Origin of the sequence: Mycetohabitans endofungorum, assembly GCF_002927045.1 — a bacterium.
GTDB classification, from domain to species: domain Bacteria; phylum Pseudomonadota; class Gammaproteobacteria; order Burkholderiales; family Burkholderiaceae; genus Mycetohabitans; species Mycetohabitans endofungorum.
Window position 1 is genome coordinate 59,868 of record NZ_PRDW01000003.1, and the last position, 25,714, is coordinate 85,581.

The following is a 25,714-nucleotide window of genomic DNA, read 5'->3' on the forward strand; positions in this document are numbered from 1 at the left end:
ACCGTTGCAGCGTCTGAAACAAATCCGCCGCGCGCGGGGCGCGGCGGCCCTGCCCAATGCCCGCTGCAATAGCCACCGCAATCAGGATTCGACGTCCTCCAGGCTGAAGATCTCCGTCTGGTCGTTGTACGAAAAGATCTCACCGTAGCGGCCCCAATTGATGACCGCATCGAGCGTTTCCTCCGCGGCGCCGTCCGACAAGTAGTCCTCAAGCTCCTGTTCGAAACGCACTCGCGGCGCACGATGGCCAGGCCGTTCATTGAGGACCCGCTTGATCCGCGCCGCCAGCGGCACGTGGCGCAGCAGATGATCGGCGAACATCATCTTGCGCTCCTGCGTGCCGCATTCGGCAAATACATGGGCCGGCGGTGTCAAGAAGATATCGCCCTCGCGCACGTCGGCAAAGCCGAGCCATTGCAGCACTTCGGCAATCGGGAACAGATCGTCGACCTCCAGATGCAGCGTGCGGGCGATCTCGGGCATGTCCGCTCGGCCGTGGTACGGTGCGGCCGCCAGCGTCTCGATCAGGCCGGCCATCAAGTTGGTCGACACGTGTGGCAACCAGCTATGCAGCTCTAGGCCCTTGCGCGGCGCGCCAGCGCTCGGACGCGCCGTCATCTTCGCGTAGATGTCATCGACCAGACGGCGGAACGCCGGATCGAGCCGGTTGCGCGGATGCTTGAATGGCACCTGGATCTCGGCTAGCACGCGCCCCGGGTTGGACGACAGCACCAGGATCCGGTCGCACATGAACACCGCCTCTTCGATATTGTGCGTGACGATCAGCACGGCCTTGATCGGCATGCGGCCTTGCGTCCACAAATCAAGCATGTCGGTGCGCAACGTCTCGGCGGTGAGCACGTCCAGCGCCGAGAACGGTTCGTCCATCAGCAGCAGCGTCGGATCCACCACCAGCGCACGGGCAAAGCCCACGCGCTGTCGCATCCCGCCGGACAGCTCGCGCGGGTACGCGTTCTCGAACCCGTCCAGCCCGATCAGATCGATCGCGGCCAGCGCGCGCTCACGCCGGATGCGCGCGGGTACGCCCTGGGCCTCTAGGCCCGCTTCGACGTTCTGCAGCACGGTGAGCCAAGGGAACAGCGCAAAGGTTTGGAAAACCATCGCGACGCCTTCCGCTGGGCCCCGCAGTGGCTGGCCGCGATAGGTCACCTCGCCCCCAGACGGCGAAATCAGCCCCGCAATGATGCGCAGCAGCGTGGACTTACCCGAGCCGGAGCGCCCGAGCAAGCCGACGATCTCGCCCTCGCGGATCGACAGGTTGACATCGTCGAGCACCAGCAGCTCGCCCTGGGTCTTCTCGAACCCGCGCCGCACGTGGTCAACGGACAAAAGGACAGCGCCGGGCGCGGGCGCGCGAATGGCGGGCGCTGCCGTTACCGGCGCAGCGGCATTCGTGGGATTTTGCATAGCAACCACCGTATCGATCAATCCAGGCGCAGCTTGTTCTCAGCGTAGGCGTACATCGGACGCCACAACAAGCGATTGAAAAGTGTGACAAACAACGACATCACCGCGATGCCGAGAATGATCTTGCGATAATCACCGTCCACGGTCATTTGCGCAATGTAGGCGCCGAGCCCATGCGCGACCACGTGTGTATCGCCCCATTGCACCGCTTCTGACACGATGCTCGCATTCCACGCGCCGCCGGAGGCGGTGATCGCCCCCGTTACATAGTACGGGAAAATACCCGGCAGCATCGCCTGACGCCACCATTGCCAGCCACGAATGCGAAAATTGGTCGCAGCCTCCTTAAAATCGTTCGGATACGCGCTCGCGCCGGCAATCACATTGAACAAGATGTACCACTGCGTGCCCAGCACGATCAGCGGGGACAGCCAGATGTCCGGGTTCAGCCCAAAACGCACGATCACGATCACGAATACCGGGAACAGCAGATTGGCCGGGAACGCCGCCAGAAACTGCGCGAGCGGCTGAAGCTTCTCGGCCAGCGCCGGGCGCAAGCCGATCAGCACGCCCAGTGGGACCCACACGATCGAAGCAATCGCGATCAGCACCAGCACGCGCACCAGCGTAATGCATCCCATCGCGAGCACATGCCCAACCTCATCCCACGTCACGCCGGTGCTGACATAGCCGATGACGCGCCATAACAGGTACGCGGTGCCAGCCAGCACCAAAGCGCCCCAGGCGAGATCGCCAAGCCGTGAGGGCTCGCGGTGCGGCCTCACCGCGGGCCCGACCAGCGGCAGCTTGCGCCAACGCAGCGGCAAGCGGGCCATGCGCGCGAACAGCCATCCGGCCGGCACCAGCAACTGGTGAATCAACCGGGTGCGGCGCACCAGGTCGAGCAGCCACGATTGGGGCGCGCTCGCCGACGCGGTGTTCTCCATGCGGAACTTGTCCGCCCACGCGACCAGCGGCCGGAACAGCAACTGGTCGTAGGCGAAAATCACAAGCGTCATCGTCAAGATCACCCAACCAATCGCCGGCAGGTTGCGCTCGGTGATCGCCTGCGCCAAGTACGCACCCACGCCGGGCAGCGTAATCGTGTTGTTGCCAACGGTAATCGCCTCGGACGCGACGACGAAGAACCAGCCGCCGGACATTGACATCATCATGTTCCAGATCAGGCCCGGCATCGAGAATGGCACCTCGAGCTTCCAAAAGCGCTGCCAGCCCGTCAGGTGAAAGCCGCGCGACACTTCGTCCAGGTCGCGCGGCACCGTGCGCAGCGACTGGTAGAAGCTGAACGTCATGTTCCAGGCCTGGCTGGTGAAGATCGCGAAGATCGCTGCACACTCCGCCCCGGCAACCCGCGTCGGGAACAGCGCAATGAAGAAGGTGACCGTAAACGAGATATAGCCGAGCACCGGCACCGATTGGAGGATATCCAGCATCGGCACCAGCACTTTCTCCGCCCGCCGGCTTTTTGCGGCAAGCGTGCCGTAGGCGAGCGTGAACACGAACGCGGCGAGCATCGCGGCGAGCATCCGCAACGTGGTGCGCAGCGCATATTCCGGCAAATAAATCGGGCTTAGCGAGATCGCCTGAGCCTTCAGCGTCGAGATCGGCGCCATTGTCTGCTCGAAGCCGATCGCGGCCATCGCGATCAGGCCGATGATCAGCGGAAAGGCCACGAAATCCCACCGATTGGGCAACAAGCGCCACGCGGACGCCGCGGCGTCGCGCTTCGGATCGAAACGAAAACCGAAATTGAAACCGAAATCCATCAGACAAACTCCCCGGCGCTCTCGGCATGCGGATGGAACGCGCCGCCGCGCCACAGCACGATGGCAAACGCCGCCCATTTCAAGACCGCCCCGACACTACACCAAGCACCATGACCGTTACAACCTTTTAACATATTTGACTCGTTCCACCGTGGCGCGAATGCGGCACGCGCGCCACGCAGCCCAGGTGGCCCAGCCGCACCGATTATCTTCCGCGCCGCACACGCAGTGCGGCGCGGCGGCCGTTAACGGTTATCATGATGGGTCACTGAATGAATGCAGGAGGCCGCATGAAGGGAAATCTCGTCATCATCTGCCGTGACCAGGACGCCCATGAGTTCGACGCGCTGATGACCGAATACGGTGCCTTCCAGACGAGATTATCGTCGACTGCGTGGTACCTGAAGTTCGACGCGGCGCCCGACGTAATCCAGGAGGAGATCCTGGCACGGCTGGGCAAGTACACCACGCACTATATCTTTGAGGCCAACAGCGTCACGTACAACACGATCGACAGCGAAGCTGCCGCGGCATTGAATACCCTGTTCGGTAATTGACGCGGTTACGCTGTCCCCCGTGTGCGGGGATACACGCCGCGGGTCAGACCTGCGCGGCGCCCGACTGAGCCGGAAACTCCAGTTCGACGCGCAGGCCGCCGCGCTCGCGGTTGCCGATCCGGCATTCGCCGCCCAGCCGGTTCGTGAGCCGCTCGACGATGGCCAGCCCGAGCCCGCTATGACCGTTGCCGCCGCGCGCCGGGTCCAGACGCACGAAGGGACGGCTTGCATTGACCAGTGCGAACCATGCAAAGTGCGCGAGCAGTAGCACGCCAACCACCAGCAATGCCAACCGTCCGAACAGCGAATCAAACGGACGCCGCATGGCCTTCGCCGTCCGGCACGAATACGTAGCCGCGGCCGCGCACTGTCTGGATGAAACGCGGCGCGGACGGATCGGTCTCTAACGTGCGCCGCAACCGCCACACCTGCACATCGATCCCGCGGTCGGTGCCGTCGTACTCGGGCCCGTGCAGCATCTCAAGCAACCGCTCATGCGTCAGCGTGCGCATCGGATTGTTGACAAAGATCTTCAACAATGCGAACTCGCTACCTGACAAAGCCACGGGCTTGCCGTCCTGCATCAGCGAGCGGGTCTGGAAATCGAGCGTGAAACGGCCGAAGCCGAACGGCTCGCGCTGCTCCGGCGCGGCCGACGGAACGCTGCGGCGACGCCTCAGCACCGCCTGCACGCGGGCCAGCAACTCGCGCGGATTGAACGGCTTGCCGAGATAGTCGTCCGCGCCCAGCTCCAGCCCGACGATACGGTCGACGTCGTCCGCACGCGCGGTCAGCATGATCACCGGGATGTCATCGCCCGCGGCGCGCAATTGCCGCAGCGCCGTCAAGCCGTCCACGCCAGGCATCATCAGGTCGAGCACGATCAAGTCGGGCCGTTCCCGCTCGAGCCGTCGCTCCAGTGACGCAGCACCGTGCAGTACCGACACTTCAATGCCTTGCCGGGTCAGATAGTCGCGCAACAGGTCGCGCAACTCCTGATCGTTGTCGATTACGAGGATTTGAGTAGCCATGGACGGCAGTTTACCGTTACCGCCGGCCCGGGCCGCCGCTGCAATACGTACTCGTCGTTACCGGTTGTTACTGCGTCAGCTGGACGTAATCGCGTGTAACAAACGCTGCGCTGCGGGTAACACGACCCGGTCCAGACGCCGTCGCCGGCTGCCACTGAGGCGCAGCCCGAGTAATCGCCCCTGCCCGGCCGGCGCTGCGCCGGCCAGGCCCGCCCCGCTGTCTGGCGGTCCTCGTGCGCCATTGAGTTAGAATACCGCCCTTCGCGTACCGGGCATCACGCAGACATCCTGCGTAACCGGCATCGCGTTGCGCGCATTGTTGGCCGCCTAACATGGGCGGGTGTCCCAAAGTGCGCCGGATATTCGACCCATCATTAGACTACTGACTTCACCATGTTCCTGCAAGGGTATGGCCCGGTCATCGCAGCGGGCACGTGGCAAACCATCAAGTTGTCGCTGCTATCGCTCGCGGTCGCCTTCGTGATCGGGCTGCTCGGCGCCGCGGCCAAGCTCTCGCGCAACCGCGTGCCGCGCGTGGTCGGCACGGTTTATACCACGCTGATCCGCGGCGTGCCCGACCTGGTGCTGATGCTGCTGGTGTTCTTCAGCATGCAGATCTGGCTGAATCACCTGACCGACCTGATGCAGATCGACCAGATCGACATCAACCCATTCACCGCCGGCGTACTCACGCTGGGTTTCATCTACGGCGCATACTTCACCGAGACATTCCGCGGCGCATTCCTGTCGGTGCCGCGCGGCCAGATGGAGGCGGCGGCGGCGTACGGCATGACAGGCTGGCAGGCGTTTTCGCGGGTCATGTTCCCGCAGATGATGCGCTTTGCGTTACCCGGCATCGGCAATAACTGGCAGGTGCTCGTCAAGTCGACCGCGCTGGTATCGATCATCGGCCTTGCCGACGTGGTCAAGGCGTCGCAGGACGCCGGCAAGGGCACGATGCGCTTTTTCTTTTTCACAATCGTCGCCGGCGCGATCTACTTGGCGATCACGACGCTTTCCAATGTCGTGTTGCTGTACCTGGAGCGCCGCTATTCAACCGGCGTTCGCCGTGCGGATCTTTGATACCCGGGCGCGACAATGATCGAACTGCTGCATACCTACTGGAAAGCCTATCTGTTCACCGATGGCTACAACATCACCGGCGTGGCCATCACATTGTGGCTGCTGGTCGTGTCGATTGGCATCGGTTTCTGCCTGTCGATTCCGCTTGCGGTCGCGCGCGTATCTCGACACAGATGGATCAGCGTCCCGGTCTGGCTGTATACCTACGTATTCCGCGGCACTCCGCTCTACGTGCAGTTGCTGCTGTGCTACACCGGTATCTACAGCCTGGAGCTTGTGCGTTCGCACGACTTTCTCAATGCGTTCTTCCGGCAGGGAATGTACTGCGCCCTGCTGGCGTTCACGCTGAACACTTGTGCCTACACCACCGAGATTTTCGCCGGCGCGATCCGCGCGACGCCGTACGGTGAGATGGAGGCCGCGCGCGCGTACGGCATGTCCGGCTTCGCGCTCTACCGGCGCGTGATCCTGCCCTCGGCGCTGCGCCGGGCGCTGCCGTACTACAGCAACGAAGTGATCCTGATGCTGCACGCCACCACAGTCGCCTTCACCGCGACGGTGCCGGACATCTTGAAGATTGCACGCGACGTCAACTCGGCCACGTATCAATCGTTCGAGGCGTTCGGCATTGCCGCGCTGCTCTATTTGGGCATTTCGTTCACGCTGGTGGGTCTGTTCCGGCGCGCCGAGCAGCGCTGGCTGGCCTACCTGCGACCGCAAGGTCAATAAGTTCAATCCGTGAAAGGCTCAACACGCGATGAATTCGCCCATTTCTAAGTTGTTCGTTGATGATCTGCACAAGCGCTATGGCAGCCAGGAGGTACTCAAGGGCATCTCGCTCGAGGCCAAGGCCGGCGATGTGATCAGCATCATCGGTTCGTCGGGCTCCGGCAAGAGCACGTTCCTGCGATGCGTGAACTTTCTGGAGCAGCCCAATGCGGGCCGGATCTATGTGGACGGCGTCGAGGTCAAGACCGCGCCGGATCGCGACGGCAACCTGAAAGTCGTCGACGCCAGGCAGTTGCAGCGCGTGCGCACCCAACTGGCGATGGTATTCCAGCACTTCAACCTGTGGTCACACATGACGGTACTGGAAAACCTCACCGAGGCACCCGTGCACGTGCTGGGCCTGTCGCGCGCGCAGGCGCAGGAGCGGGCGCGCGAGTACCTGGACAAGGTTGGGCTCGGCGCATCGGTCGAGAAGAAATACCCGTCGCACCTGTCCGGTGGGCAGCAGCAGCGAGTGGCCATCGCCCGCGCGCTGGCAATGCACCCGGATGTGATGCTGTTTGACGAGCCGACCTCGGCGTTGGATCCTGAGTTGGTCGGCGAAGTGCTGAAGGTGATGCAGACGCTGGCCGAAGAAGGCCGCACGATGATCGTCGTAACGCACGAAATGGCGTTTGCGCGCAACGTGTCAAGCCATGTGATGTTCCTGCATCAAGGCCGCGTCGAGGAACAAGGGCCGCCGGATGAGGTATTCGGCCACACAAAGAGCGAGCGGCTCAAGCAATTCCTGTCTGGCAGCCTGAAGTAGCCATCGGTTGGCCCGTCCCCAGCAACCGGTTTGGTGCCGATCGGTCTGCAAGCGCGGTGACCAACAACGGTCCGCGGTTGGGCCGGCGTCTACGCGGGCATCCAGCACGTGTTCTGACTTTATTGCGTATCGCGCCGCTCCAATGCCGCGCCGTGGCTGAGCCAGTCCAGCACCGCCGCGGCGTCTTCGTCGGCATGCCCGCGCACCGCCTCGACCACCTGCTGCATGCCCACGTCAGGTAACGCGCGCCGGATCGCGACGCCGACCGCCAAGATGTCGATCACCAGCAGGTGCAGCACGCGCGAGATCATCGACAGCTGCGAGTCGCGGATCTCGATAGGATCCGTTTCCAGCGCGACGCTCGCACGCTTGGCCAGCGGCGTGTTGCTCGACGTGATCGCAATGACTTGCGCGCCAGCCTGCATCGCCACCTCCAGCACGCGCAACCACTCCGGCGCCTTGCCGGACTTGGAGACGGCGACGATCACATCGCCCTTGCCCAGCAACGCGGCAGACGCGGCCTGCATGTACAGGTCGCCGTATGCAATGGTCGGGATGCCGAAGCGGAAGAACTTGTAGTGCGCATCCTGAACGACGATGTTCGAATTGCCTAGGCCGTAGAATTCGATGCGCCGCGCGCTGTGCAGCATGTCGATCGCGCGCTCAACGTTGTCGAAGTTCATGTGCTCGCGCAGCTGCAGGATGGCCGACACGGTGTTGTCGAGCACCTTCACGCCAAAGTCGGTCGCCGAGTCGCCCAGGTGGACCTGGCTGTGGCTAACCGAGTTCGTGCCAGTCAGGCCGGTGGCCAGCTTCAGCTTGAAGTCGGACAGTCCCTGGCAGCCAAGCGAGCGGCAGAAGCGGATCACGGTCGGCTGGCTCACATCGGCCTTGCGCGCGATGTCGATGATCGGATCGTTGACGATCGAGCGCGGGTGGTTCAACACCAGGTCAGCTACGCGCCGCTCGGCCGGCGTGAGCACGTCGCGCATCTGCCGGATGCGCTCGAACACGGCTGATCCACCGCCGGCACGATGCCCGAGTTGCTCGGCCAGGATCGCGGATACGCCGAGGAAGGCCGGATATTGCGCAGTGATCACAAAGGTCGGGATGTTCGCCAGGTACGCCTGGAAACGGCCCTTCGCCTCGAACCGTGCACGAAACGGCGAAGTCGAAAACAACTCGCCCAGACGTGGGATGACACCGCCGCCGATATAAATGCCACCCAGCGCGCCGAGTGTGACTGCGAGATTGCCGGCAAATGTGCCAAGCACTGCGCAGAAGCACTCCACTGCCTCCAGCGCGAGCGGCTCGGCCGCCTGCGCGCGCCGCACCACGTCGGCCGGCTCGAGTTGCGGGCCAAGCCGCTTCTTGTCGCATGCGGCAAGCGCGCGGTAGATCAGTGCCAGCCCCGGTCCTGCGCAAATTCTCTCGAACGACACATGCGGCCACTTCTTGCGTGCATAATGCAACACTCGATCCTCGCGCTCGTCCTGCGGCGAGAAGGTGGCATGCCCGCCCTCACTGCCCAGCGCGATCCAGCGGTCGTTTGCGGGAATCAAGCCTGACACGCCCAAACCCGTGCCCGGCCCGAGCAGCCCGATCACACTGTTGTGCCGGCGTACGCCGCCGCCAATCTGCGCGCGTTGTGCATCGGACAGGCCCGGCAGCGCCATCGCCAACGCGGTGAAGTCGTTGACCACCAACAGCGTATCAAAGCCTAATGCGCGACGCGTGGCCTCGATCGAAAAACTCCAGTTGCGGTTGGTCATCTGCACCTGGTCGCCATCGACGGGATTGGCGATCGCAATGGCCGCGTGGTTCACGCGACCGATCTTACTGTCCTTCAGGAACTTGCGGATCGCGGCGGCGATGCCCGGATAATCCGCGCAAGGGTATACACGGATATCGTCAATCTGTCCCGGTCCGAATTCCAGTGCGAAGCGCGCATTGGTGCCGCCTACGTCGGCAAGCAGCCGCGGGCCATCCGGATGTGGACTCTCACGCGCGAGCACTGCTTTAGGCGCACCAATAGGCATCGACGTTGACTCCCGTATCGTTGGCCAGCTTAGAGATGGCGTTGTGTTGTGACTGCTCGATCGCGGCGCGCAGCACGTCCAGCTTGCGCTGCCCGGAGACCAACAGAAACAGCCGGCCGATTTGCCTGAGTGCCGACAGCGACAAGCTGACCCGCAGATGCGGCGCCTGCCGCGGCTGGACCAGCACATAACGCTCGCGGGTCCGTGTGGCCAGATCCCACTGTGGCGCGTCGGCGAAGATCGACGCCGTGTGTCCATCCTCGCCCATGCCGAGCACGGCCACGTCGGGCAGCGCGCGCGAGGCATCCGCGTTCAGTGCCGCGACGTGGGCGGCAGGCGCCTGCTCGACGTCTACCAGCGGCCGGAACACCGCCTCGCGCGCCGCGTGCTGCAGCAACGTGTCGCGCACGAGTCGCGCATTGCTGTCGGCATGCATCGGCGGGACCCACCGATCGTCGACCAGGGTGACGTCGATGCGCGTCCAGTCGAGCGCGCGCCGCGACAAAGCCTGCAAGAACGGCCGTGGGCTCGTGCCGCCCGACACCGCGAGCGTGGCACGAGCCGCGCCGATACGCGCGGCCAGCGACGACTGCAACGCATCGCCGACCGCCTGCGACAGCGCGTCCTGCTGGGCGCGCGCATCGTCAAAAGCGTGAAGCTCGATCACTTCTCCTCCGTACTCCCTTCGACCGCCCACCGACATTGCGGGCGGGCCGGTCCCTACTATTCAAACAAGCGTGACGTGCCTGCTAATTCTCTTCTTCGAGCCAGCATGTACCATGCTGGGCGAGCATCGCGCTCGCTGCAGCCGGTCCCCATGTCCCCGCTGCGTACGGCTTGGGCGACGTGCCGGGACGAGCCCATTCGTCCAAGATCGGCTCGACCCACTTCCACGCCGCCTCCTGCTCGTCCCGATGCACGAACAACGCCAGCCGGCCGTTGATCACGTCCAACAACAGGCGCTGGTAGGCTTCCATGCGATCTTCCTTGAAGAACTGGTCGAACGCCAGATCCAGGTGCACGCTTTGCAGGTTCATCCCCTCACCGGGCTGCTTGGCCAGGCAATATAACCGGATCGATTCGTTGGGCTGCAGCCGGATCACCAGACGATTGGCGCCATTGCGCAGCGCCGTTGGACCGAGCGCCGAGTGCGGGACTGCGCGGAAGTTGACGACGATTTCCGCAACGCGATCGGCAAGCCGCTTGCCGGTGCGCAGGAAAAACGGCACGCCGGCCCAGCGCCAGTTCTCGATCTCGGCCTTCAACGCGACGAAGGTCTCGGTCGTGCTTGATGCGCTCACGCCATGCTCGGTCACATAGGCCGGCACCGCGGCACCCTTGACCACGCCCGCATGATACTGGCCACGTACCGCAACGCGACTGATGTCGCGAGGCTCGACAGGCTTGAGCGCGCGCAGCACGCGCAGTTTTTCGTCGCGCACCGCGTCGGCACCCATCGAGTGAGGCGGCTCCATCGCCACGATCGACAGCAGCTGCAACAGGTGGTTCTGCACCATGTCACGCAACGCGCCGGTATTGTCGTAGAAGTCGCCCCGTCCCTCGACGCCCAATTCTTCGGCAATCGTGATTTGGATGCTCTCGACCCACTCGCGGCGCCACAGCGGCTCGAACAGTGCGTTGCCGAAACGCAGCGCGAGCAGGTTCTGAACAGGTTCCTTGCCCAGGTAGTGATCGATCCGGTAGATCTGGCCTTCCGCGAAGATCTCGCCGACCGCGTCATTGATCGCGTTGGACGACTCCAGGTCGTAGCCAAGCGGCTTCTCCAGCACGATGCGCGCGCCATCGCTCAAACCCACGGTCGCCAGTGCACGGCAAATCGGCACGAATAGCGACGGCCCGGTAGCCAAGTAGAACACCCGAATGCCAGGCAGTGGCGAAATCGCATCGCGTAGCAACGCATAGTCCTCCGGCTGTCCGAGATCGATCTGCACGAATAGTATTCGCTCGAGAAAGCTGTCCCACGAGGCATCGTCGCCGGCCGGCTTCACGTGCTGGCGCACATGCGTGTGCATCCATTGCACGTACGCGTTGCGGTCGCCGATGCCACGCGCGACCGCAACGATCCTGCCTGCCGCAGGCAGCATGCCGCCGCGGTGCGCCTGGTATAACGCCGGCAGGATCTTGCGCATCGACAGATCGCCGGTGCCGCCGAAAAGGACGAACGTAAAGCCTGGATCAACTTGCATTGTGTGTTGACGGTGACGTTGGAAATCTGGCTCGGGTAGGCCGTCGCGCAAGGCGCACAATCAGCCGTAGCCCAATAAAAATATTTTCGACGCTAAATTGTAGTTTAACTACAATTTCAAGAAAACGGTACATTTAGTGCAACGAAAAACTTTGTTATATCAACCCGCTGCCGTGCGATCTGACGGTCCGGCAGGAGCAAGCGAAGATCACTCGACACCGTTTGCCACGAAGCGTGGCAGTCGCCGCGCAGGCGCATCGTCATGTTAAAGGACATTGTGCGCGTACGCGCCGTGCGGGATCGGCAAACTCACCTTCCTATTCGACGAGCCGTTGTCCACCAACCTCGATTCGAAGTTGCACATCGAGATGCACTCGGAGATCAAGCTGATGCACCCGCGCCTGGGCACGACGATCGTCTACGTGACGCACAATCAGATCGAAGCCATGACACGTCGGCCACGCCTGCGCAACAGATCGACGTGCAAGTCGATGTCATCGAGCCCACCGGCCCCGTACGCTGGTCTTCACGCAGGTCAACGGCAAGCAAGTAGTATCCCGCGTGCATCCGGCCTCCGATCCGCGGCCGTAGCAGTCCATGTCGCTACTGTTCGACGTCTCCAAGGCGGGTGTTGTTCGACCCGAAGACCGAGCAGCGCATTGCATGACGGCTGGCGCACGACCATTGTTTCGTCATCCAACGCAAATAAGCATCACCTGCCCGCATTGCTGCGCCGCGCGGCGCCTGGTGATGCGCCAGCTGCATTGCTGTTATCCCGATCGGCACGATTGGCGACAGGATCAGACACCGCGCGTGAGCGCCGCATCGTGGAACGTATAATAAGCCGCTTCGCTACACGCCTGACTCCACACGACGATGACCGGTGAATTCGACCATCGCAACCTTGCGATGCTCCTACTCCAGGCCCGCGAAAGCGTCATGGGCATGTTCCGCCCGATGCTCAAGCAATTCTCGCTGACCGAGCAGCAGTGGCGAATCATACGCGCGCTGAACGACCATCCGCGTCAGGAAATGGAAGCTGGACAGCTCGCGCGAGTTTGCTGCATCCTCAGTCCGAGCCTGACCGGGGTGCTTGAACGGATGGATCGGGACGGGCTGATCCGTCGTTCGCGCGTCGCGTCCGACCAGCGCAAAGTGATCGTGAGCCTAACGCCGCAAAGCCAGGCGCTCGTCAAGCGGATTAGCCCGCTGGTCGATGAACAATACCGGTCATTGGAGAACAAGATCGGCGTGCAGACACTCGCTGAGGCCTACCGCCTGCTGGACACGCTGATCGAGACGCTGCCCGGCGATGCACCCGCTGACAATGGCGGCGATGCGTCGCGTTGGGCCAAGCGCCCGATGAGCAATACGGCTGACTGAAACCCGCTTGGCCGCGCTGTCGCCGGCCCCTTTCGCCGCTGCGCCCCTGTGCTCTGCGCGCCTGCTGCCGCGCCGCTGGTCGGCACTCGACCGCTAGCCGGCACTCAATCCATGGCCGGTAGCCGGTGCGAGCGGGCCACAAGCCGATATCCGACATAGGTCAACACGCCGCAGGCGCCGATCACGATCCCCATGGCGCGTGGCGAGCCGTCCTGCAACGCACCGACCGCCAGGCTCGACAACGCGCCGAGCGCCAATTGCATCGCGCCGAACACCGCTGCCGCTGCACCGGCGTTGCGCGGATAACGGTGCATCAGATCAGTCGTGCAGTTCGCGCTGAGTACACCGACCACGCCAACCACAAAAAATAGCGTCGCGACGATCGAGCGCAAGCCGCCCCAGCCGGTAGTGCAGGCCACGAACACCCCGAGCGAGGCGAGCAAGCATACCAGCGACGAAGCCGAGATCATGCGCAGCGCGCCGAGTGCGCCGACCAGCCGCATATTGAGGAAATTTCCAGCCATGATGCCGACGATGTTCAGCGCAAAAAACAACCCATAGGCCTGCGCCGACACATGGAAGTAATCGATGTAGACGAACGGCGTGGCCGTGATGTACGCGAACATGCCGGCGAACGCCATGCCACCGCAGAGCATGTGGCCCCACGCCACCGGGTCGGTCAGCAAGCGCCCGTACACGGCGAATGACGCGCTGAGCGCGTTCTCATGCCGCTTGTGTGACGGCCACGTTTCCGGGACCTTGCGCACCGCCGTGATGGCGCAGGCCGCGCCGAACAGCGCCAGCGACACAAACACCGCGCGCCAGCCGCCGAGCAGTAGCAACTGCCCGCCCACCAGCGGCGCGAGCAACGGCCCGATCGAGGTAACGATGGCCAGCATCGACAGCACGCGAGCCGCATCGGTGGGGCCATGCGCATCTCGCGCAATCGCGCGCGCGAGCACCGACGCAGCACCGGCGCCCAGCGCCTGCAGGAAGCGTACTGCGATCAGCCAGCCGATCGACGGCGCGAACGCACAGGCAATGCTGGCCAGTCCATACAGCACGATGCCGCCGATCAAGATCGGGCGCCGACCATAGGCGTCGGACAATGGACCATACAGCAGCATGCCAATCGAGAAGCCGAACATGAAGCTGGTCAGCGTCACCTGTGCGGCCGACGCGCTGATGTCGAATGCCGCTGCCAGCGACGGCAGGCTCGGCAGGTACATGTCGATCGAGATCGGGCCACATGCGGCGAGCGCGCCAAGCAAGAGAATCAAGCGCCAATCGAGCCGGCGAGCAGTCGGGGAAGCGGGCATGGAGAGGCTGCGGGAGGCCGCGCACACGGCCTTTCATCAATTAAGGACCTCACTCATTGTACGCGACGGCGTCGCGCGCGCCGCTCCGGTACAATGCACGGATGTCATTGCTGCAACGCGGGAAGGATTCGATGTCCAAGAGCCAACTTCTTTTCGAACGGGCCCAATGCACGATTCCGGGCGGCGTCAACTCGCCGGTGCGCGCTTTCCGCTCGGTCGGCGGCACGCCGCGCTTTATCGCACGTGCGCACGGCCCCTATTTATGGGACGCAGACGGGCAGCGCTACATCGACTACATCGGTTCGTGGGGGCCGATGATCCTCGGACATCTGAATCCAGACGTACTGGCCGCGGTACAGCGCGCGCTCGCCTCGGGCTTCTCATTCGGCGCGCCGACCGAGGCGGAGGTCGAAATCGCCGAGGAGATCTGCCGCCTAATGCCATCAATCGAGCAGATCCGCATGGTCTCGAGCGGCACCGAGGCCACGATGAGCGCGTTGCGGCTCGCCCGCGGATTTACCGGGCGCAGCCGCATTGTCAAGTTCGAAGGTTGCTATCACGGCCATGCCGACAGCCTGCTCGTGAAGGCCGGGTCCGGACTGCTGACGTTTGGCAACCCCACCTCGGCCGGTGTGCCGCCCGACATCGCGCATCACACCACCGTGCTTGAGTACAACAACGTTGAGCAGTTGAACGAAGCATTCAGCGCATTCGGCACGCAGATCGCAGCGGTCATCGTCGAGCCGGTCGCGGGCAACATGAATCTCGTGCGGGCGTCAACCGAATTCCTCGCCGCGTTGCGCAAGCAGTGCACCGAGTACGGCAGCGTGCTGATCTTTGACGAGGTCATGTGCGGTTTTCGCGTCGCGCTCGGCGGTGCGCAACAGCTGTTCAATATCGTGCCGGACCTGACCTGCCTGGGCAAAGTGATCGGCGGCGGGATGCCGATTGCCGCGTTCGGTGGCCGACGCGACCTTATGGCGCACCTGGCGCCGCTGGGCGGCGTCTACCAGGCCGGCACCCTGTCAGGCAACCCACTTGCGGTCGCCGCCGGCCTCGAAACGCTGCGCCAAATTCAGGCGCCCGGCTTTTATGACCGCCTGTCCCAGCAGACCACGCGACTCGCTGGTGGGCTGCAGGCCGCCGCGCGCGACGCAGGCGTGCCGTTCAGCGCGGACTCGCTGGGTGGCATGTTCGGCCTGTATTTCGCCTCGCAAGTGCCGCGCAGCTTTGCCGAGGTGATGCGCTGTGACGTGCCCCGCTTCAACGCGTTCTTCCACGCAATGCTCGATGCTGGCGTGCATTTCGCCCCATCAGCATACGAGGCTGGCTTTGTGTCGATCACGCACGACGACGCGGTCATCGACGAAACGCTGTCGATCGCCCGCACCGTGTTCGCTGCGCTGCAACGCTAAGCACCGGCCCCTGCCATGTTCTCAGACTTTGATCGCCTGCAGATGCAACGCGCGCTCGTGCTCGCCGAGCGCGGGTTATACACAACGTCGCCAAACCCGCGCGTGGGATGCGTGCTCGTCAAGGACGGCGAAGTCATTGGCGAAGGCTTCACGCAGCCGGCCGGACAGGACCACGCGGAAATCCGTGCGCTGAAAGACGCCCGCTCGCGCGGATACACTCCCGCCGGTGCCACCGCCTATGTGACGCTGGAGCCTTGCAGCCATTTCGGTCGCACGCCACCCTGCGCGAACACGCTGGTCGAAGCCGGCATGGCGCGGATAATCGTCGCGATGGAGGATCCGAACCCGCAGGTCAGCGGCCGTGGCCTGGCCATCCTGCGCGATGCGGGCGTGGACGTGCGCTGTGGACTGCTTGCGCACGAGGCGCAGGAGTTGAACGTCGGCTTCGTATCACGGATGACGCGTGGCGTTCCGTGGGTGCGACTCAAGATCGCCGCGACGTTGGACGGTCGCACCGCGTTGCCGGACGGTCAAAGCCAGTGGATCACGTCGAACGCCGCGCGCACGGACGGACACGCATGGCGCGCCCGCGCGTGCGCGACCCTCACCGGCATCGGCACGGTGCGCGAAGACGATCCGCAGATGACCGTGCGCGCGGTGCCCACGCCTCGCCAACCGCTGCGCGTGCTGGTGGACAGCCGTCTGGACGTGCCACTGAATGCAAGGATTTTAGCCGGTGCGCCACCGCTGGTTATCTGCGCGCGCGACGACGGAGAATTCGCCCCGCGTGCGCATGCGTTGCGCGCGACCGGCGCCGAAGTGATTGCGTTGCCGAACCGGTCCGGCAAGGTTGACCTGCCGGCTGCGCTACGGCTGCTCGCTGCGCGTGGCGTCAACGAATTGCATGTCGAGGCGGGCTACAAGCTCAACGGCTCATTGTTGCGCGAAGGCTGCGTCGATGAGCTGCTGCTCTACATCGCCCCGGCCCTACTCGGCAACGCGACCGGCATGTTCAACCTCGAGCCGCCGCCGGCGCTCGATCGGCGGGTGCGACTACGATATCATTCGATCGAGCGGATCGGCGAGGATCTACGGGTCCTCGCCAGGCTCGTGCCGGCCAAATCTGACAACGCACCGCAAACGGGCGATCCGCGCTCACAATGAAGGAATTCTCTCGTATGTTCACAGGCATCGTCGCGACGATCGGCCACATTGAATCGGTCACCCCGCTGGGCGCGTCCATCGAGGACGGCGTGCGCCTGTCGATCGCCGCCGGCACGCTCGATCTGTCCGATGTCGGGTTGGGCGACAGCATTGCAGTGCAAGGCGCATGCTTGACGGTCGTGGACAAGACATCGACGCAGTTCGAAGTCGATGTGTCGCGGGAAACGCTGAACTGCACTGCCGGGCTCGCACAGCCCGGCGAAGTGAACCTCGAAAAAGCGCTGCGTGCGCATGAACGCCTGGGCGGCCACCTGGTCAGCGGACATGTCGATGGACTTGGCCAGGTCAGCCGCTTCGATCCGGTGGGCGAATCGCACGAATTGTGCATCGTCGCGCCGTCTTCGCTCGCGAAGTACTTCGCGCACAAGGGGTCTATCACGGTCAACGGTGTCAGCCTAACAGTCAATGCCGTGCAAGACCGGGACGATGGGTGCGAATTCTCGATCAACGTGATCCCGCACACGATACAAATGACCACGCTGCGATACCTGCGCATTGGCGACGCGGTCAATCTCGAAGTCGATATGATTGCGCGCTATGTGGAGCGGATGCTCAGTGCGTCTCAGGACGGCTATAAATCATTGAAGTAATCCGATTTTTCAAGAGCTTATTGTCTGCCTGCGTCGCGTCAAACCGGCCATGGGAGGTAATCGAACCGCTCGATGGCCACGCGGCGCACTTCCTCAAGAGCGGTATTGACGATCATCGCGACGACGGCAAACGCGCAATCTAAGTCGCCGCTCTGCTGCACGCGCCGAAACGCCAGTTTAAAGCCGCTTGCTGCCATGGCGACGGTGGTTGGAATCATTGGCCTGCTCAATAGTATCGTCAATTTATCAGGTCGAATCACGGCTTAACGGCCAAATCACTTTGGTCAGGCACGCGAAAAGGGGCGAAATTCGCCGTCACGACGCAAAATCCGAGCTTGATTTCGATGACAGGCGACGCGCCCCTCAATCACGAGAGGATCCACGGGCACCTTCTGCGTATCCGCGAGACCTTCCATGCCTCATAACACTTAAATATGTGATCTACATAAATATGTGTTATGATGACTATAACTCGATGGAGGTAACATGGCTGAAACCGTTAACTTCACGGGCGCGGTTGACCGCGACCTGCTCAAGCGCGCCAAGGTTCTCGCGGCAAAATCGGACACGTCCGTCAATGCGCTTTTCAACGCCGAACTTCGCTATCTAGTGGAGACGTTCGAAGCGGCCGAAGCCCGCGGCAACCAAAATTTCCGCACCTTGCTCGACTTCTCGCTCGGTCGCATTGACGACCGCCAGGCGATGCAAGCACTCGGTATCGAGAGCGACGAGGATCTGTTTCTGCTGATGGCTCAGGCACATCTGCCAATGCCGCGCCTGCCGGAGGCGAGTACGCGCCGCATGGTGGATGACCTCAACGCCTTGCTCAGTTAGTCCATGGCGAGCAACACGACCGTCACCCTGCTCCCTGATGCCGGCCCCCTGATTACGCTCGCCTATGCCGATGCACTCCATCTGCTTCTGAAGCCAGGCTGGTCGGTCGCACTGGTCGATATGATGCAGCATGAGGTCACGCGCAGCGAGACGCCGACCAGCACACGGATTGTTACATGGGCGCGCAATAACAGCATCCCGGTTCTCGAGACGAACATCTATCATCGATATATGCAGGCGAATATTGCTTCGCCTGTCCGAAAAGCCAATCTCGGAGAACTTGCCATACAGGAAGCGATGAGTGGGTTCGGCCTTGCTGCCGAACAAACTGGCATCTTTCTGTTTGAAGATCACAAGATCGCGCGCGCCAGTTTCCTGCTACCAGATAACTGTCGCAAAGTCTCTACTCGCGCATTCCTGCTGTTTCTCGAGCAACAAAATTTGATTGACTCGGCTGTCGAGGTCGAGCGTCGCGCGGTTCTCGCCGAGAGGCAGTTCTCCCAGATTCGGTTTCCGCCAGAATGACCAGCGACCAAAGAAGCACGCGAAACATCTACCAGACGTTACGCCGCCGTCCGGCCAATTGAGATCAACGACAACATCATCTCGCACGCAGTCAAACTGCCATGATCGTACCCGCCCCGGCTCTCCAGGGATGGGCTCTTTTTTGTGGGCTATAATGCGCATAAATTCCCACATCAAAGGGGCAAGCATGCGGCATACGGCAACCGATGCCATCCCGCGCCGGGCTACCAACATCAGCCTGCCCGAGGACGTTTACAAAGACGCAAAGGAACTCGGGATCAACTTCTCGCAGACTTGTGAGCGGGCAATCCGGCAGGCAGTACAGGCGGAGAAGGATCGCCAGTGGGCGATCAAATATGCGGACTTTATCCGCGCTTACAACGACATGGTCGAGCGCGACGGCCTGCCGCTCGCTCAGTACCGGACGTTCTGATGGCCCGTTTCGACGTATTCTCCAACCCCGGCGGACACCCGGGTACGCCATATGTCGTTGAGGTCCAAGGAAATCATCTGTCGGGACTGGCAACCCGCGTAGTCATCCCACTACGCCGGTTAGACCAGATCGCCTCGGTACCACTCCCCCCTGATCTCATCCCCGTGTTCGTCATCGAGGGGATTGAGTGCATGCTCGATACCCCAACGCTCGCCGCGATCCCACGCAGCGCGCTTACAAAACCCATTACTTCGTTGGTACATCGACACGGCGAAATCATCTCCGCACTCGACCGATTGTTGGGTGGGTGGTGAGCGCGTTGGCGTTGCGTCTATCTACGTCTGGCTAAAGACGCGCATCGCCGCTACTGCTGCGAAGCGTTGCGCTAACAGGCCTGCGCATAGGCGCCCTCGGCCGAACGTTTTACGCACGCGCGCTGGCGCACGATGTACGCTGGCGCGCCGGTGCTCGACGACGCATTGGCCACATTCGATTGCCGCATCGCGAACGCTACTCGGCATGGCACGCATAGTGCCATCGTCGGCGAAGTAGTCGATCTGCGGCTCGGCCCAGCGCCAATTGACGCCTTGGTGTACTTCAATCGTCATTATCACGTCGTCGCCTCCTCATGCTGACCAAGACAATCGGTGTAATGGGCTCGGGGACCGAGCCTTGGACGGAACTGGCCGAGCCGCTTGGCCGATGGATCGCCGAGAACGGCTACAACCTGCTGACCGGCGGCGGCCAGGGCGTGATGCTCAGCGTCGCACGCGGCTTCTGCAGTATCAGCTCACGCACGGGCCGCTCAATTGCAATCGTGCCCACACGAGCTGATCCAGTAGCCGGCTTCGTGCCGCTGGACGGCTATCCGAATCGGTTTGTCGATCTACCGATCATCACGCCACTGCCCCGCCATGACGCCGAGGCGCCGCCGAATCGCGTCAGTCGCAACCACATTAACGTGCTGAGCAGCGACGTCATCGTCGCGTTGCCGGGCGGCCACGGCACCGCTGACGAAATCTCGTTGGCGCGACGCTGGCGCAAGCCGCTGGTATGCGCCGGCCCCGTCAGCGCATTTGCACGGATCGGCTATACCGATAAGTGTGTGCCCTGTGTGGACGGCGTCGCCCGCTTCATCGCCTCCGTGCTCGCATGACCGGCAAGCGGGCCGATCCGCGCGCGGGGCACCGCCACTACAAGTGGCATGAGGAGCCCGATGGCGTGCACGTCGCCTTCTCGCCGTTCCGGCTCGGCGAGATGCCGAATGTGCACACCGGCATCGCGAGCATGACGACCTCGTGCGCAGGTTGCGCCAATCAAAAAACGACAAGAGACCGCGCCTGCGACCTCATCGTCATTTGCGTCCCGCTGCGCAACGTGCGTCCCACCGCCCGGTGACGCGGTCAACCGTCGCGAAGCACTGCGCTCCCCATACCGACGCACGAGCGGCCTAGAATCAGCGCGGAACCGGCATAGAAATCGGCTCTTGACGCGGTGCTGACGTAAAATAGCGGTTTTCCTATCGCGCCACCATCGTCCACCATGACACTCGCTTCCACGCAAGAGATCATTGCCGAACTCAAGGCCGGCAGAATGGTCATCCTCGTCGACGAAGAAGACCGCGAGAATGAGGGCGACTTGGTGCTGGCCGCCGATTTCGTCACACCGGAAGCGATCAACTTCATGGCTCGCTATGGCCGCGGGCTGATCTGCCTGACGCTGACGCAGGAGCGCTGCCGCGCATTGAATCTGCCGCTGATGACGCAGCGCAACGGCACGCAATACGGCACGGCGTTCACAGTTAGCATCGAGGCCGCGGAAGGCGTGACCACCGGCATTTCCGCTGCCGACCGCGCACGCACGATCCAGGCGGCCGTCGCACGCGACGCCCGAGCCGAGGATATCGTGCAGCCTGGACACGTGTTTCCGATCATGGCGCAGCCCGGTGGCGTGCTGGTGCGCGCCGGCCATACTGAGGCCGGTTGCGACCTAACGGCGCTGGCCGGGCTCACGCCGGCATCGGTGATTTGCGAGGTGATTAAGGACGATGGCACGATGGCCCGCTTGCCCGACCTTATCGAGTTCGCCGCGCAGCACGGGTTGAAGGTCGGCACGATCGCAGACCTGATCCAATACCGCAGTCGCACCGAATCGATCATCGAACGCGTGGCGCAGCGCACGATGCATACCGCGCACGGACCATTCAATGCAGTGCTGTTCCACGACAAGCCGAGCGGCGCGCCGCATCTAGCGCTGGTGCGCGGGCAACCCTCACCTGAGGTCGAGACGCTGGTACGAGTACACGAACCGCTGTCGATCCTGGACCTGATCGAAACGGGTGTCAGTACACACTCCTGGACATTGGATGCGGCGCTGCGCGAGATTGCCCAGCGGGAAACCGGCGTCGTGGTGTTGCTGAACGTGCACGAGTCCGGCGAGCGGCTGCTGGATGTATTCGAGGCATTCGAGCGGCAGGACAAGGCAGCCGAACTCAAGCGCCGTCCGGTCGACTTCAAGACGTACGGTGTCGGCGCGCAGATCCTGCATGAGTTGCATGTCGGCAAAATGCGGGTCTTGTCGAATCCGCGCAGGATGGGCAGCATGTCGGGGTACGGCCTCGAGGTAACCGGTTTCGAGCCCATGCCGGCAGATGCACACGAATTCGCGGGCAGCGGCCCGCGTTCGCACGAATAGGGCGACGCGCGCGGTATCTGCCTATTCTGGATCATGGCCCGGCGGCTGGCGTCCCGCCTCGCCCAACACATCAACGGAACATTCATGGAAATCGGACAATATCAACCGAATCACGATGGTGACGGACTGCGCATCGGCATCGTCCAATCCCGCTTCAATGAGCCGGTCTGCAACGGGCTGGTCGACGCCTGCGTCGAGGAACTCGAGCGCCTTGGCGTCGCGGGCGAGGACGTGCTGCTCGTCACGGTGCCCGGCGCACTGGAAATTCCGCTCGCGCTGCAAAAGCTCGCCGAGAGCGGCCAATTCGACGCGCTGATCGCGCTCGGCGCGGTAATTCGCGGCGAAACCTATCACTTCGAGCTGGTGTCCAACGAAAGCGGTGCGGGCATCAGCCGGATTGCACTGGACTTCGGCGTGCCGATCGCCAACGCGGTGTTGACCACCGAAAACGACGAGCAGGCGATCGCCAGAATGACCGAGAAAGGCCGCGATGCGGCACGCGTCGCGGTGGAAATGGCGAACCTATCGTCCGCGCTCGACCAACTCGGTCAAGATGACGACGAAGAAGACGAGGACGAGGAAGACGAAGCAGCAGACGAGGATCGGGCATGACAACGAGAAGTGCTCGCCGCCGCTCGCGCGAGTTGGCCACGCAAGGTTTGTATCAGTGGCTGCTGTCGGGCGCGGCGCCGGGCGAGATCGACGCCGCCATGCGCGAGCAACCCGGCTTTGACAAAGCGGACCGCGACCATTTCGATGCGCTGCTGCATGGCGTGATCAAGCAGTCGGCGACGCTGACTGAAGCGCTCATGCCGTTCCTGGATCGCCCGATCGACCAGCTATCGCCGGTCGAACGGGCGGTGCTGCTGATCGCGGCATACGAATTCCAGCATCATCTCGAGATCCCGTACCGGGTCGTGATCAACGAGGCCGTAGAGTTGGCTAAGACATTTGGCGGTGCCGACGGCTACAAGTATGTGAACGGCGTCCTCGACAAGCTTGCGGTGACCATGCGCGCTGCTGAAGTTAAGACTCGCGGTTAAACACGCGCTGCCGCGTCTGCCAGGAATTCTGCATGACCGACACTGATTGGATGCCGGACCCGTTCGACACCGCCCGGGCCGGTCGGCTCGCTTCACGCATCGGCCAGATCGCGCCATTCCATGTCATGGAATTCGTCAAGCAGGCCACCCGCCTCGAGCAGGCAGGCCATGACGTGATCCACATGAGCATCGGCGAGCCCGATTTCACGGCTCCTGCGGCCGTCGTCAATGCGGCGGCCTCGGCACTGCGCCGAGGCCTCACGCAATACACGCCGGCGCTGGGCATCGCGCCATTGCGCGATGCCATTGCGATGCATTACCAGCGTATGTACGGCATCGATGTCGAGCCGGCACGCATCGTCGTGACGGCCGGCGCCTCCGCGGCGTTGTTGCTCGCTTGCGCGGCGCTCGTGGATCGCGACGACGAGGTGCTGATGCCGGATCCGACCTACCCGTGCAACCGTCACTTCGTCACCGCCTTCGAGGGCCGGGCAGTTCTAGTGCCGAGCGACGCGACACAACGCTTTCAGTTGAGCGCGGCGCACGTGCAGCAGCATTGGGGGGCGAACACACGCGGCGTGTTGCTCGCGTCACCGTCGAACCCCACCGGCACATCGATCGACGCGGGTGAGCTGCAACGCATTGTTGATACGGTCCGCGCCCGCGCCGGTTTCGCGATCGTCGACGAAATCTATCAGGGTCTGACCTATGATGCGACGCCCGTCTCGGCGCTGTCACTGCACGGCGCACACGATCATGTCGTGACCGTGAACAGTTTTTCGAAGTACTTCAGCATGACGGGCTGGCGCCTAGGCTGGCTCGTGGTGCCGCCGCACTGGGTGCCGGCCTTCGAGAAGCTTGCGCAGAACCTATTCATCTGCGCGTCCGCGCTCGCGCAGCACGCGGCGCTCGCATGCTTCGAGCCCGCCTCACTCGAGATCTACGAGCAACGGCGGCTCGAGTTCAAGCGACGGCGCGACTTCCTGGTACCGGCATTGCGCGAATTGGGTTTCGGCATACCGGTCCTGCCGGATGGCGCGTTCTACATCTATGCGAACTGCCACGGCATCGCGCACCAGGCTGCATCGGACAGCGCGGCGCTCGCGTCCGTGATGCTTCAAGAAGCGAAGGTCAGCATGGTGCCAGGCCTGGACTTCGGCATGCATGCGCCGCACGACTACCTGCGAATTTCATACGCGACATCTTACGAGCGGCTGCAACAGGCTATCGCTCGGCTGCACACATTGTTTCACGCGTCGTGACCGTGACTAGGCGCTGCCGCCGCCTCTTCCCCCCAGCGATGCGGCGGCCGCCACCGATCAAGCGCCGACTTCGGCCAACTGCTCGGTATGGCTTGACGCGGTACTGGCGTCAGCTTCGTCCTGCGCATGCGTATCGACACCGGCAGGCGCCTTCTGCGCGATCACCCGATGTTCAGCGCCCAGCGTGGCCTGCATCCGTTGCGTCGATGCATTGGTCTGCGGCGTCGTCGATGCGAGTATTGGCGCAGGCGATTGCGGTGCGTTAACCGGCACCTTGCGTCCGCGGGCGATCTCCCGCAGCCGCGCGCGCTCGGCCAGCACCTTCGCACCATAGCCACCGTCGTTCGGCGATGTCGAGCCGACATAACGCCGCAAGCCGCCCGCCACGGAGCCGCCACGGGCGATGCAGTCCTTGAGCACCAAGGCACCGACCTTGATGTTGGCCAGCGGCTGCAACGCAGCGTTCTGTCCCCCGAAGTAATCGAACTTGTCGGAATGAACCCTGGACATCACCTGCATCAGGCCCTTGGCGCCAACGCCACTTTCCGCATACGGGTTGAAGCCTGATTCGATCGCCATCACCGCTAGCAATAGCAGCGGGTCGAGCCCGACCTCCCGGCCGGTGTTGAACGCCGCCTTGACCAACTGACCAATCGGCTCCTGCGCGACGCGATAGCGCCGCGCAAGGTATGTGGCGACCAGCGCTTGCTCACGCGCCGACACCAGCACGCGATCGTCGCGCGCATCGGAGGCAACACGCTCGGACGGGATAAGCCGGGCCAATGCGCCGACCGACGGCAGTGTGCGCGGATCGAGCCCCTTGAGCGTGGTCGGATTCAGGCCGGCCCCGCCGGGCAGGTCGCCATATCCCAGATCGAACGTCGCCGCGAGGGACCCATTGCTGCCGGGCGTAGCGGACAAGGGCGTCATCCCCAGCGGCGCGGCATCACCATCCGCTCCGGCGTGCGGCGCGAACGGCGGCAACGGCTGGCCAGACAGCAATCGCGCCGGGCCGTTACGCACCGCATCCGCGATCAACGGCATGACCTTCGCGGCCAAGGTGCCGCGCAACGCCGGCTGCCACCACAACGCCAGGCTCGTGAGCACCGCCAGCGCACCAACCAGGCTCAACAGCGTGGAAGAAAGCCGCGTGCCGCGACGTAGCAGTTCGCGTACCGTTTGCACGACATCGCTCTTCGGTCGCCAACCTAACCAAGTATTCATAGTTCAAACTCCCATGGTTCATGGCCGATCACGCCGTGCTTTGCAGCGACGACGACACCCGTGCGAACACGCAGTCGATGTGCACGACAGGCTAAGGCGT

28 protein-coding genes and 2 pseudogenes are annotated in these 25,714 nt (G+C 63.1%); 20 read left to right on the forward strand and 10 right to left on the reverse strand.

Going from position 1 to position 25,714, the window contains the following annotated elements:
* Nucleotides 1-81 precede the first annotated feature (81 nt).
* On the reverse strand, nt 82-1,428 hold the full coding sequence (locus B0O95_RS03580) for an ABC transporter ATP-binding protein (RefSeq protein WP_104076855.1): 1,347 nt from the start codon (nt 1,426-1,428) through the stop codon (nt 82-84).
* Nucleotides 1,429-1,445: 17 nt separating this feature from the next.
* On the reverse strand, nt 1,446-3,215 hold the full coding sequence (locus B0O95_RS03585; RefSeq protein WP_104076676.1) for an ABC transporter permease: 1,770 nt from the start codon (nt 3,213-3,215) through the stop codon (nt 1,446-1,448).
* A gap of 290 nt (nt 3,216-3,505) precedes the next feature.
* Between B0O95_RS03585 and B0O95_RS03590 the strand changes: the two genes are divergently transcribed.
* Nucleotides 3,506-3,772: a double-stranded DNA-specific endonuclease gene (locus B0O95_RS03590; RefSeq protein WP_076796015.1), complete on the forward strand. Its 267-nt coding sequence runs from the start codon at nt 3,506-3,508 to the stop codon at nt 3,770-3,772.
* 43 nt (nt 3,773-3,815) lie between these two features.
* Here B0O95_RS03590 and B0O95_RS03595 read toward each other — a convergent pair.
* Together B0O95_RS03595 and B0O95_RS03600 are read right to left on the reverse strand one after the other, a co-directional pair.
* Nucleotides 3,816-4,010, reverse strand: a pseudogene (locus B0O95_RS03595) (ATP-binding protein); the annotation flags it as partial.
* A gap of 70 nt (nt 4,011-4,080) precedes the next feature.
* A complete protein-coding gene (locus B0O95_RS03600; RefSeq protein WP_104076677.1) occupies nt 4,081-4,803 on the reverse strand; it encodes a response regulator in 723 nt (240 codons plus the stop codon).
* 393 nt (nt 4,804-5,196) lie between these two features.
* On the opposite strand from B0O95_RS03600, the gene B0O95_RS03605 reads away from it, so the two are divergent.
* From B0O95_RS03605 to B0O95_RS03615, 3 genes are read left to right on the forward strand one after another with little or no spacing between them, the layout of a single operon-like run.
* Nucleotides 5,197-5,886 (forward strand): ABC transporter permease, encoded by a 690-nt coding sequence (locus B0O95_RS03605; RefSeq protein WP_104076678.1) that lies wholly within the window; start codon nt 5,197-5,199, stop codon nt 5,884-5,886.
* Between the two features lie 15 nt (nt 5,887-5,901).
* Nucleotides 5,902-6,615: an ABC transporter permease gene (locus tag B0O95_RS03610; RefSeq protein WP_104076679.1), complete on the forward strand. Its 714-nt coding sequence runs from the start codon at nt 5,902-5,904 to the stop codon at nt 6,613-6,615.
* A gap of 28 nt (nt 6,616-6,643) precedes the next feature.
* On the forward strand, nt 6,644-7,423 hold the full coding sequence (locus B0O95_RS03615) for an ABC transporter ATP-binding protein (RefSeq protein WP_104076680.1): 780 nt from the start codon (nt 6,644-6,646) through the stop codon (nt 7,421-7,423).
* A gap of 119 nt (nt 7,424-7,542) precedes the next feature.
* On the opposite strand, the gene B0O95_RS03620 is transcribed toward B0O95_RS03615, so the two are convergent.
* From B0O95_RS03620 to zwf, 3 genes are all read right to left on the reverse strand, one after another.
* Nucleotides 7,543-9,462 (reverse strand): bifunctional transcriptional regulator/glucokinase, encoded by a 1,920-nt coding sequence (locus tag B0O95_RS03620; protein ID WP_104076681.1) that lies wholly within the window; start codon nt 9,460-9,462, stop codon nt 7,543-7,545.
* A complete protein-coding gene (gene pgl, locus B0O95_RS03625; RefSeq protein WP_104076682.1) occupies nt 9,443-10,129 on the reverse strand; it encodes a 6-phosphogluconolactonase in 687 nt (228 codons plus the stop codon). Before pgl ends, B0O95_RS03620 begins: the two co-directional genes overlap by 20 nt.
* Before the next feature lie 82 nt (nt 10,130-10,211).
* Nucleotides 10,212-11,669 (reverse strand): glucose-6-phosphate dehydrogenase, encoded by a 1,458-nt coding sequence (gene zwf / locus B0O95_RS03630; protein WP_104076683.1) that lies wholly within the window; start codon nt 11,667-11,669, stop codon nt 10,212-10,214.
* Between the two features lie 313 nt (nt 11,670-11,982).
* Between zwf and B0O95_RS16890 the strand changes: the two are divergent.
* Together B0O95_RS16890 and hpaR are read left to right on the forward strand one after the other, a co-directional pair.
* Nucleotides 11,983-12,335: pseudogene (locus B0O95_RS16890) on the forward strand (TOBE domain-containing protein); the annotation flags it as partial.
* 209 nt (nt 12,336-12,544) lie between these two features.
* Nucleotides 12,545-13,051, forward strand: coding sequence for a homoprotocatechuate degradation operon regulator HpaR (gene hpaR / locus B0O95_RS03640; RefSeq protein ID WP_104076684.1), 507 nt, complete (start codon nt 12,545-12,547; stop codon nt 13,049-13,051).
* Nucleotides 13,052-13,155: 104 nt separating this feature from the next.
* On the opposite strand, the gene B0O95_RS03645 is transcribed toward hpaR, so the two are convergent.
* Nucleotides 13,156-14,370: a Bcr/CflA family multidrug efflux MFS transporter gene (locus B0O95_RS03645; RefSeq protein WP_104076685.1), complete on the reverse strand. Its 1,215-nt coding sequence runs from the start codon at nt 14,368-14,370 to the stop codon at nt 13,156-13,158.
* Between the two features lie 131 nt (nt 14,371-14,501).
* Between B0O95_RS03645 and hemL the strand changes: the two genes are divergently transcribed.
* Genes hemL through B0O95_RS03660 form a run of 3 tightly spaced genes read left to right on the forward strand, consistent with a single transcriptional unit; the run spans nt 14,502 to nt 17,599 of the window.
* Entirely contained in the window at nt 14,502-15,785 is a 1,284-nt protein-coding gene (gene hemL / locus B0O95_RS03650) for a glutamate-1-semialdehyde 2,1-aminomutase (protein ID WP_104076856.1), read from the forward strand.
* A gap of 15 nt (nt 15,786-15,800) precedes the next feature.
* Nucleotides 15,801-16,949, forward strand: a complete 1,149-nt coding sequence (ribD, locus tag B0O95_RS03655; protein WP_104076686.1) for a bifunctional diaminohydroxyphosphoribosylaminopyrimidine deaminase/5-amino-6-(5-phosphoribosylamino)uracil reductase RibD — start codon at nt 15,801-15,803, stop codon at nt 16,947-16,949.
* 14 nt (nt 16,950-16,963) lie between these two features.
* Nucleotides 16,964-17,599 (forward strand): riboflavin synthase, encoded by a 636-nt coding sequence (locus tag B0O95_RS03660; protein WP_104076687.1) that lies wholly within the window; start codon nt 16,964-16,966, stop codon nt 17,597-17,599.
* A gap of 38 nt (nt 17,600-17,637) precedes the next feature.
* Here B0O95_RS03660 and B0O95_RS15325 read toward each other — a convergent pair whose 3' ends face one another.
* Nucleotides 17,638-17,817, reverse strand: a complete 180-nt coding sequence (locus B0O95_RS15325) for a hypothetical protein (protein ID WP_146063975.1) — start codon at nt 17,815-17,817, stop codon at nt 17,638-17,640.
* Between the two features lie 268 nt (nt 17,818-18,085).
* Here B0O95_RS15325 and B0O95_RS03665 point away from each other — a divergent pair, with 268 nt between their 5' ends.
* From B0O95_RS03665 to B0O95_RS03715, 11 genes are all read left to right on the forward strand, one after another.
* The gene (locus B0O95_RS03665; RefSeq protein WP_104076688.1) at nt 18,086-18,433 is read left to right on the forward strand and encodes a hypothetical protein; all 348 of its coding nucleotides are present in this window, start codon (nt 18,086-18,088) and stop codon (nt 18,431-18,433) included.
* 3 nt (nt 18,434-18,436) lie between these two features.
* On the forward strand, nt 18,437-18,958 hold the full coding sequence (locus tag B0O95_RS03670) for a hypothetical protein (RefSeq protein WP_104076689.1): 522 nt from the start codon (nt 18,437-18,439) through the stop codon (nt 18,956-18,958).
* Between the two features lie 187 nt (nt 18,959-19,145).
* Nucleotides 19,146-19,391 (forward strand): type II toxin-antitoxin system CcdA family antitoxin, encoded by a 246-nt coding sequence (locus B0O95_RS03675; protein ID WP_104076857.1) that lies wholly within the window; start codon nt 19,146-19,148, stop codon nt 19,389-19,391.
* Entirely contained in the window at nt 19,391-19,705 is a 315-nt protein-coding gene (locus B0O95_RS03680) for a CcdB family protein (RefSeq protein WP_104076690.1), read from the forward strand. The genes B0O95_RS03675 and B0O95_RS03680 overlap by 1 nt, the downstream gene beginning before the upstream one ends.
* 132 nt (nt 19,706-19,837) lie before the next feature.
* Nucleotides 19,838-20,026, forward strand: a complete 189-nt coding sequence (locus B0O95_RS17120; protein WP_104076691.1) for a flavin reductase family protein — start codon at nt 19,838-19,840, stop codon at nt 20,024-20,026.
* Entirely contained in the window at nt 20,020-20,547 is a 528-nt protein-coding gene (locus B0O95_RS03690; protein ID WP_158249443.1) for an SLOG cluster 4 domain-containing protein, read from the forward strand. The genes B0O95_RS17120 and B0O95_RS03690 overlap by 7 nt, the downstream gene beginning before the upstream one ends.
* The gene (locus B0O95_RS03695; protein WP_104076692.1) at nt 20,544-20,789 is read left to right on the forward strand and encodes a hypothetical protein; all 246 of its coding nucleotides are present in this window, start codon (nt 20,544-20,546) and stop codon (nt 20,787-20,789) included. The genes B0O95_RS03690 and B0O95_RS03695 overlap by 4 nt, the downstream gene beginning before the upstream one ends.
* A gap of 144 nt (nt 20,790-20,933) precedes the next feature.
* The gene (gene ribBA / locus B0O95_RS03700) at nt 20,934-22,085 is read left to right on the forward strand and encodes a bifunctional 3,4-dihydroxy-2-butanone-4-phosphate synthase/GTP cyclohydrolase II (protein ID WP_104076693.1); all 1,152 of its coding nucleotides are present in this window, start codon (nt 20,934-20,936) and stop codon (nt 22,083-22,085) included.
* Nucleotides 22,086-22,169: 84 nt separating this feature from the next.
* Nucleotides 22,170-22,697 carry a 6,7-dimethyl-8-ribityllumazine synthase gene (gene ribH, locus B0O95_RS03705; RefSeq protein WP_104076858.1) on the forward strand — a complete coding sequence of 176 codons (528 nt, stop codon included), beginning with the start codon at nt 22,170-22,172 and terminating at the stop codon, nt 22,695-22,697.
* Nucleotides 22,694-23,128, forward strand: a complete 435-nt coding sequence (nusB, locus tag B0O95_RS03710) for a transcription antitermination factor NusB (protein WP_104076694.1) — start codon at nt 22,694-22,696, stop codon at nt 23,126-23,128. The genes ribH and nusB overlap by 4 nt, the downstream gene beginning before the upstream one ends.
* 32 nt (nt 23,129-23,160) lie before the next feature.
* Nucleotides 23,161-24,390: a pyridoxal phosphate-dependent aminotransferase gene (locus B0O95_RS03715; RefSeq protein ID WP_199180424.1), complete on the forward strand. Its 1,230-nt coding sequence runs from the start codon at nt 23,161-23,163 to the stop codon at nt 24,388-24,390.
* A gap of 57 nt (nt 24,391-24,447) precedes the next feature.
* Here B0O95_RS03715 and B0O95_RS03720 read toward each other — a convergent pair whose 3' ends face one another.
* Complete coding sequence (locus tag B0O95_RS03720) at nt 24,448-25,614, reverse strand: transglycosylase SLT domain-containing protein (protein ID WP_104076695.1); 1,167 nt, start codon at nt 25,612-25,614, stop codon at nt 24,448-24,450.
* Nucleotides 25,615-25,714 lie beyond the last annotated feature (100 nt).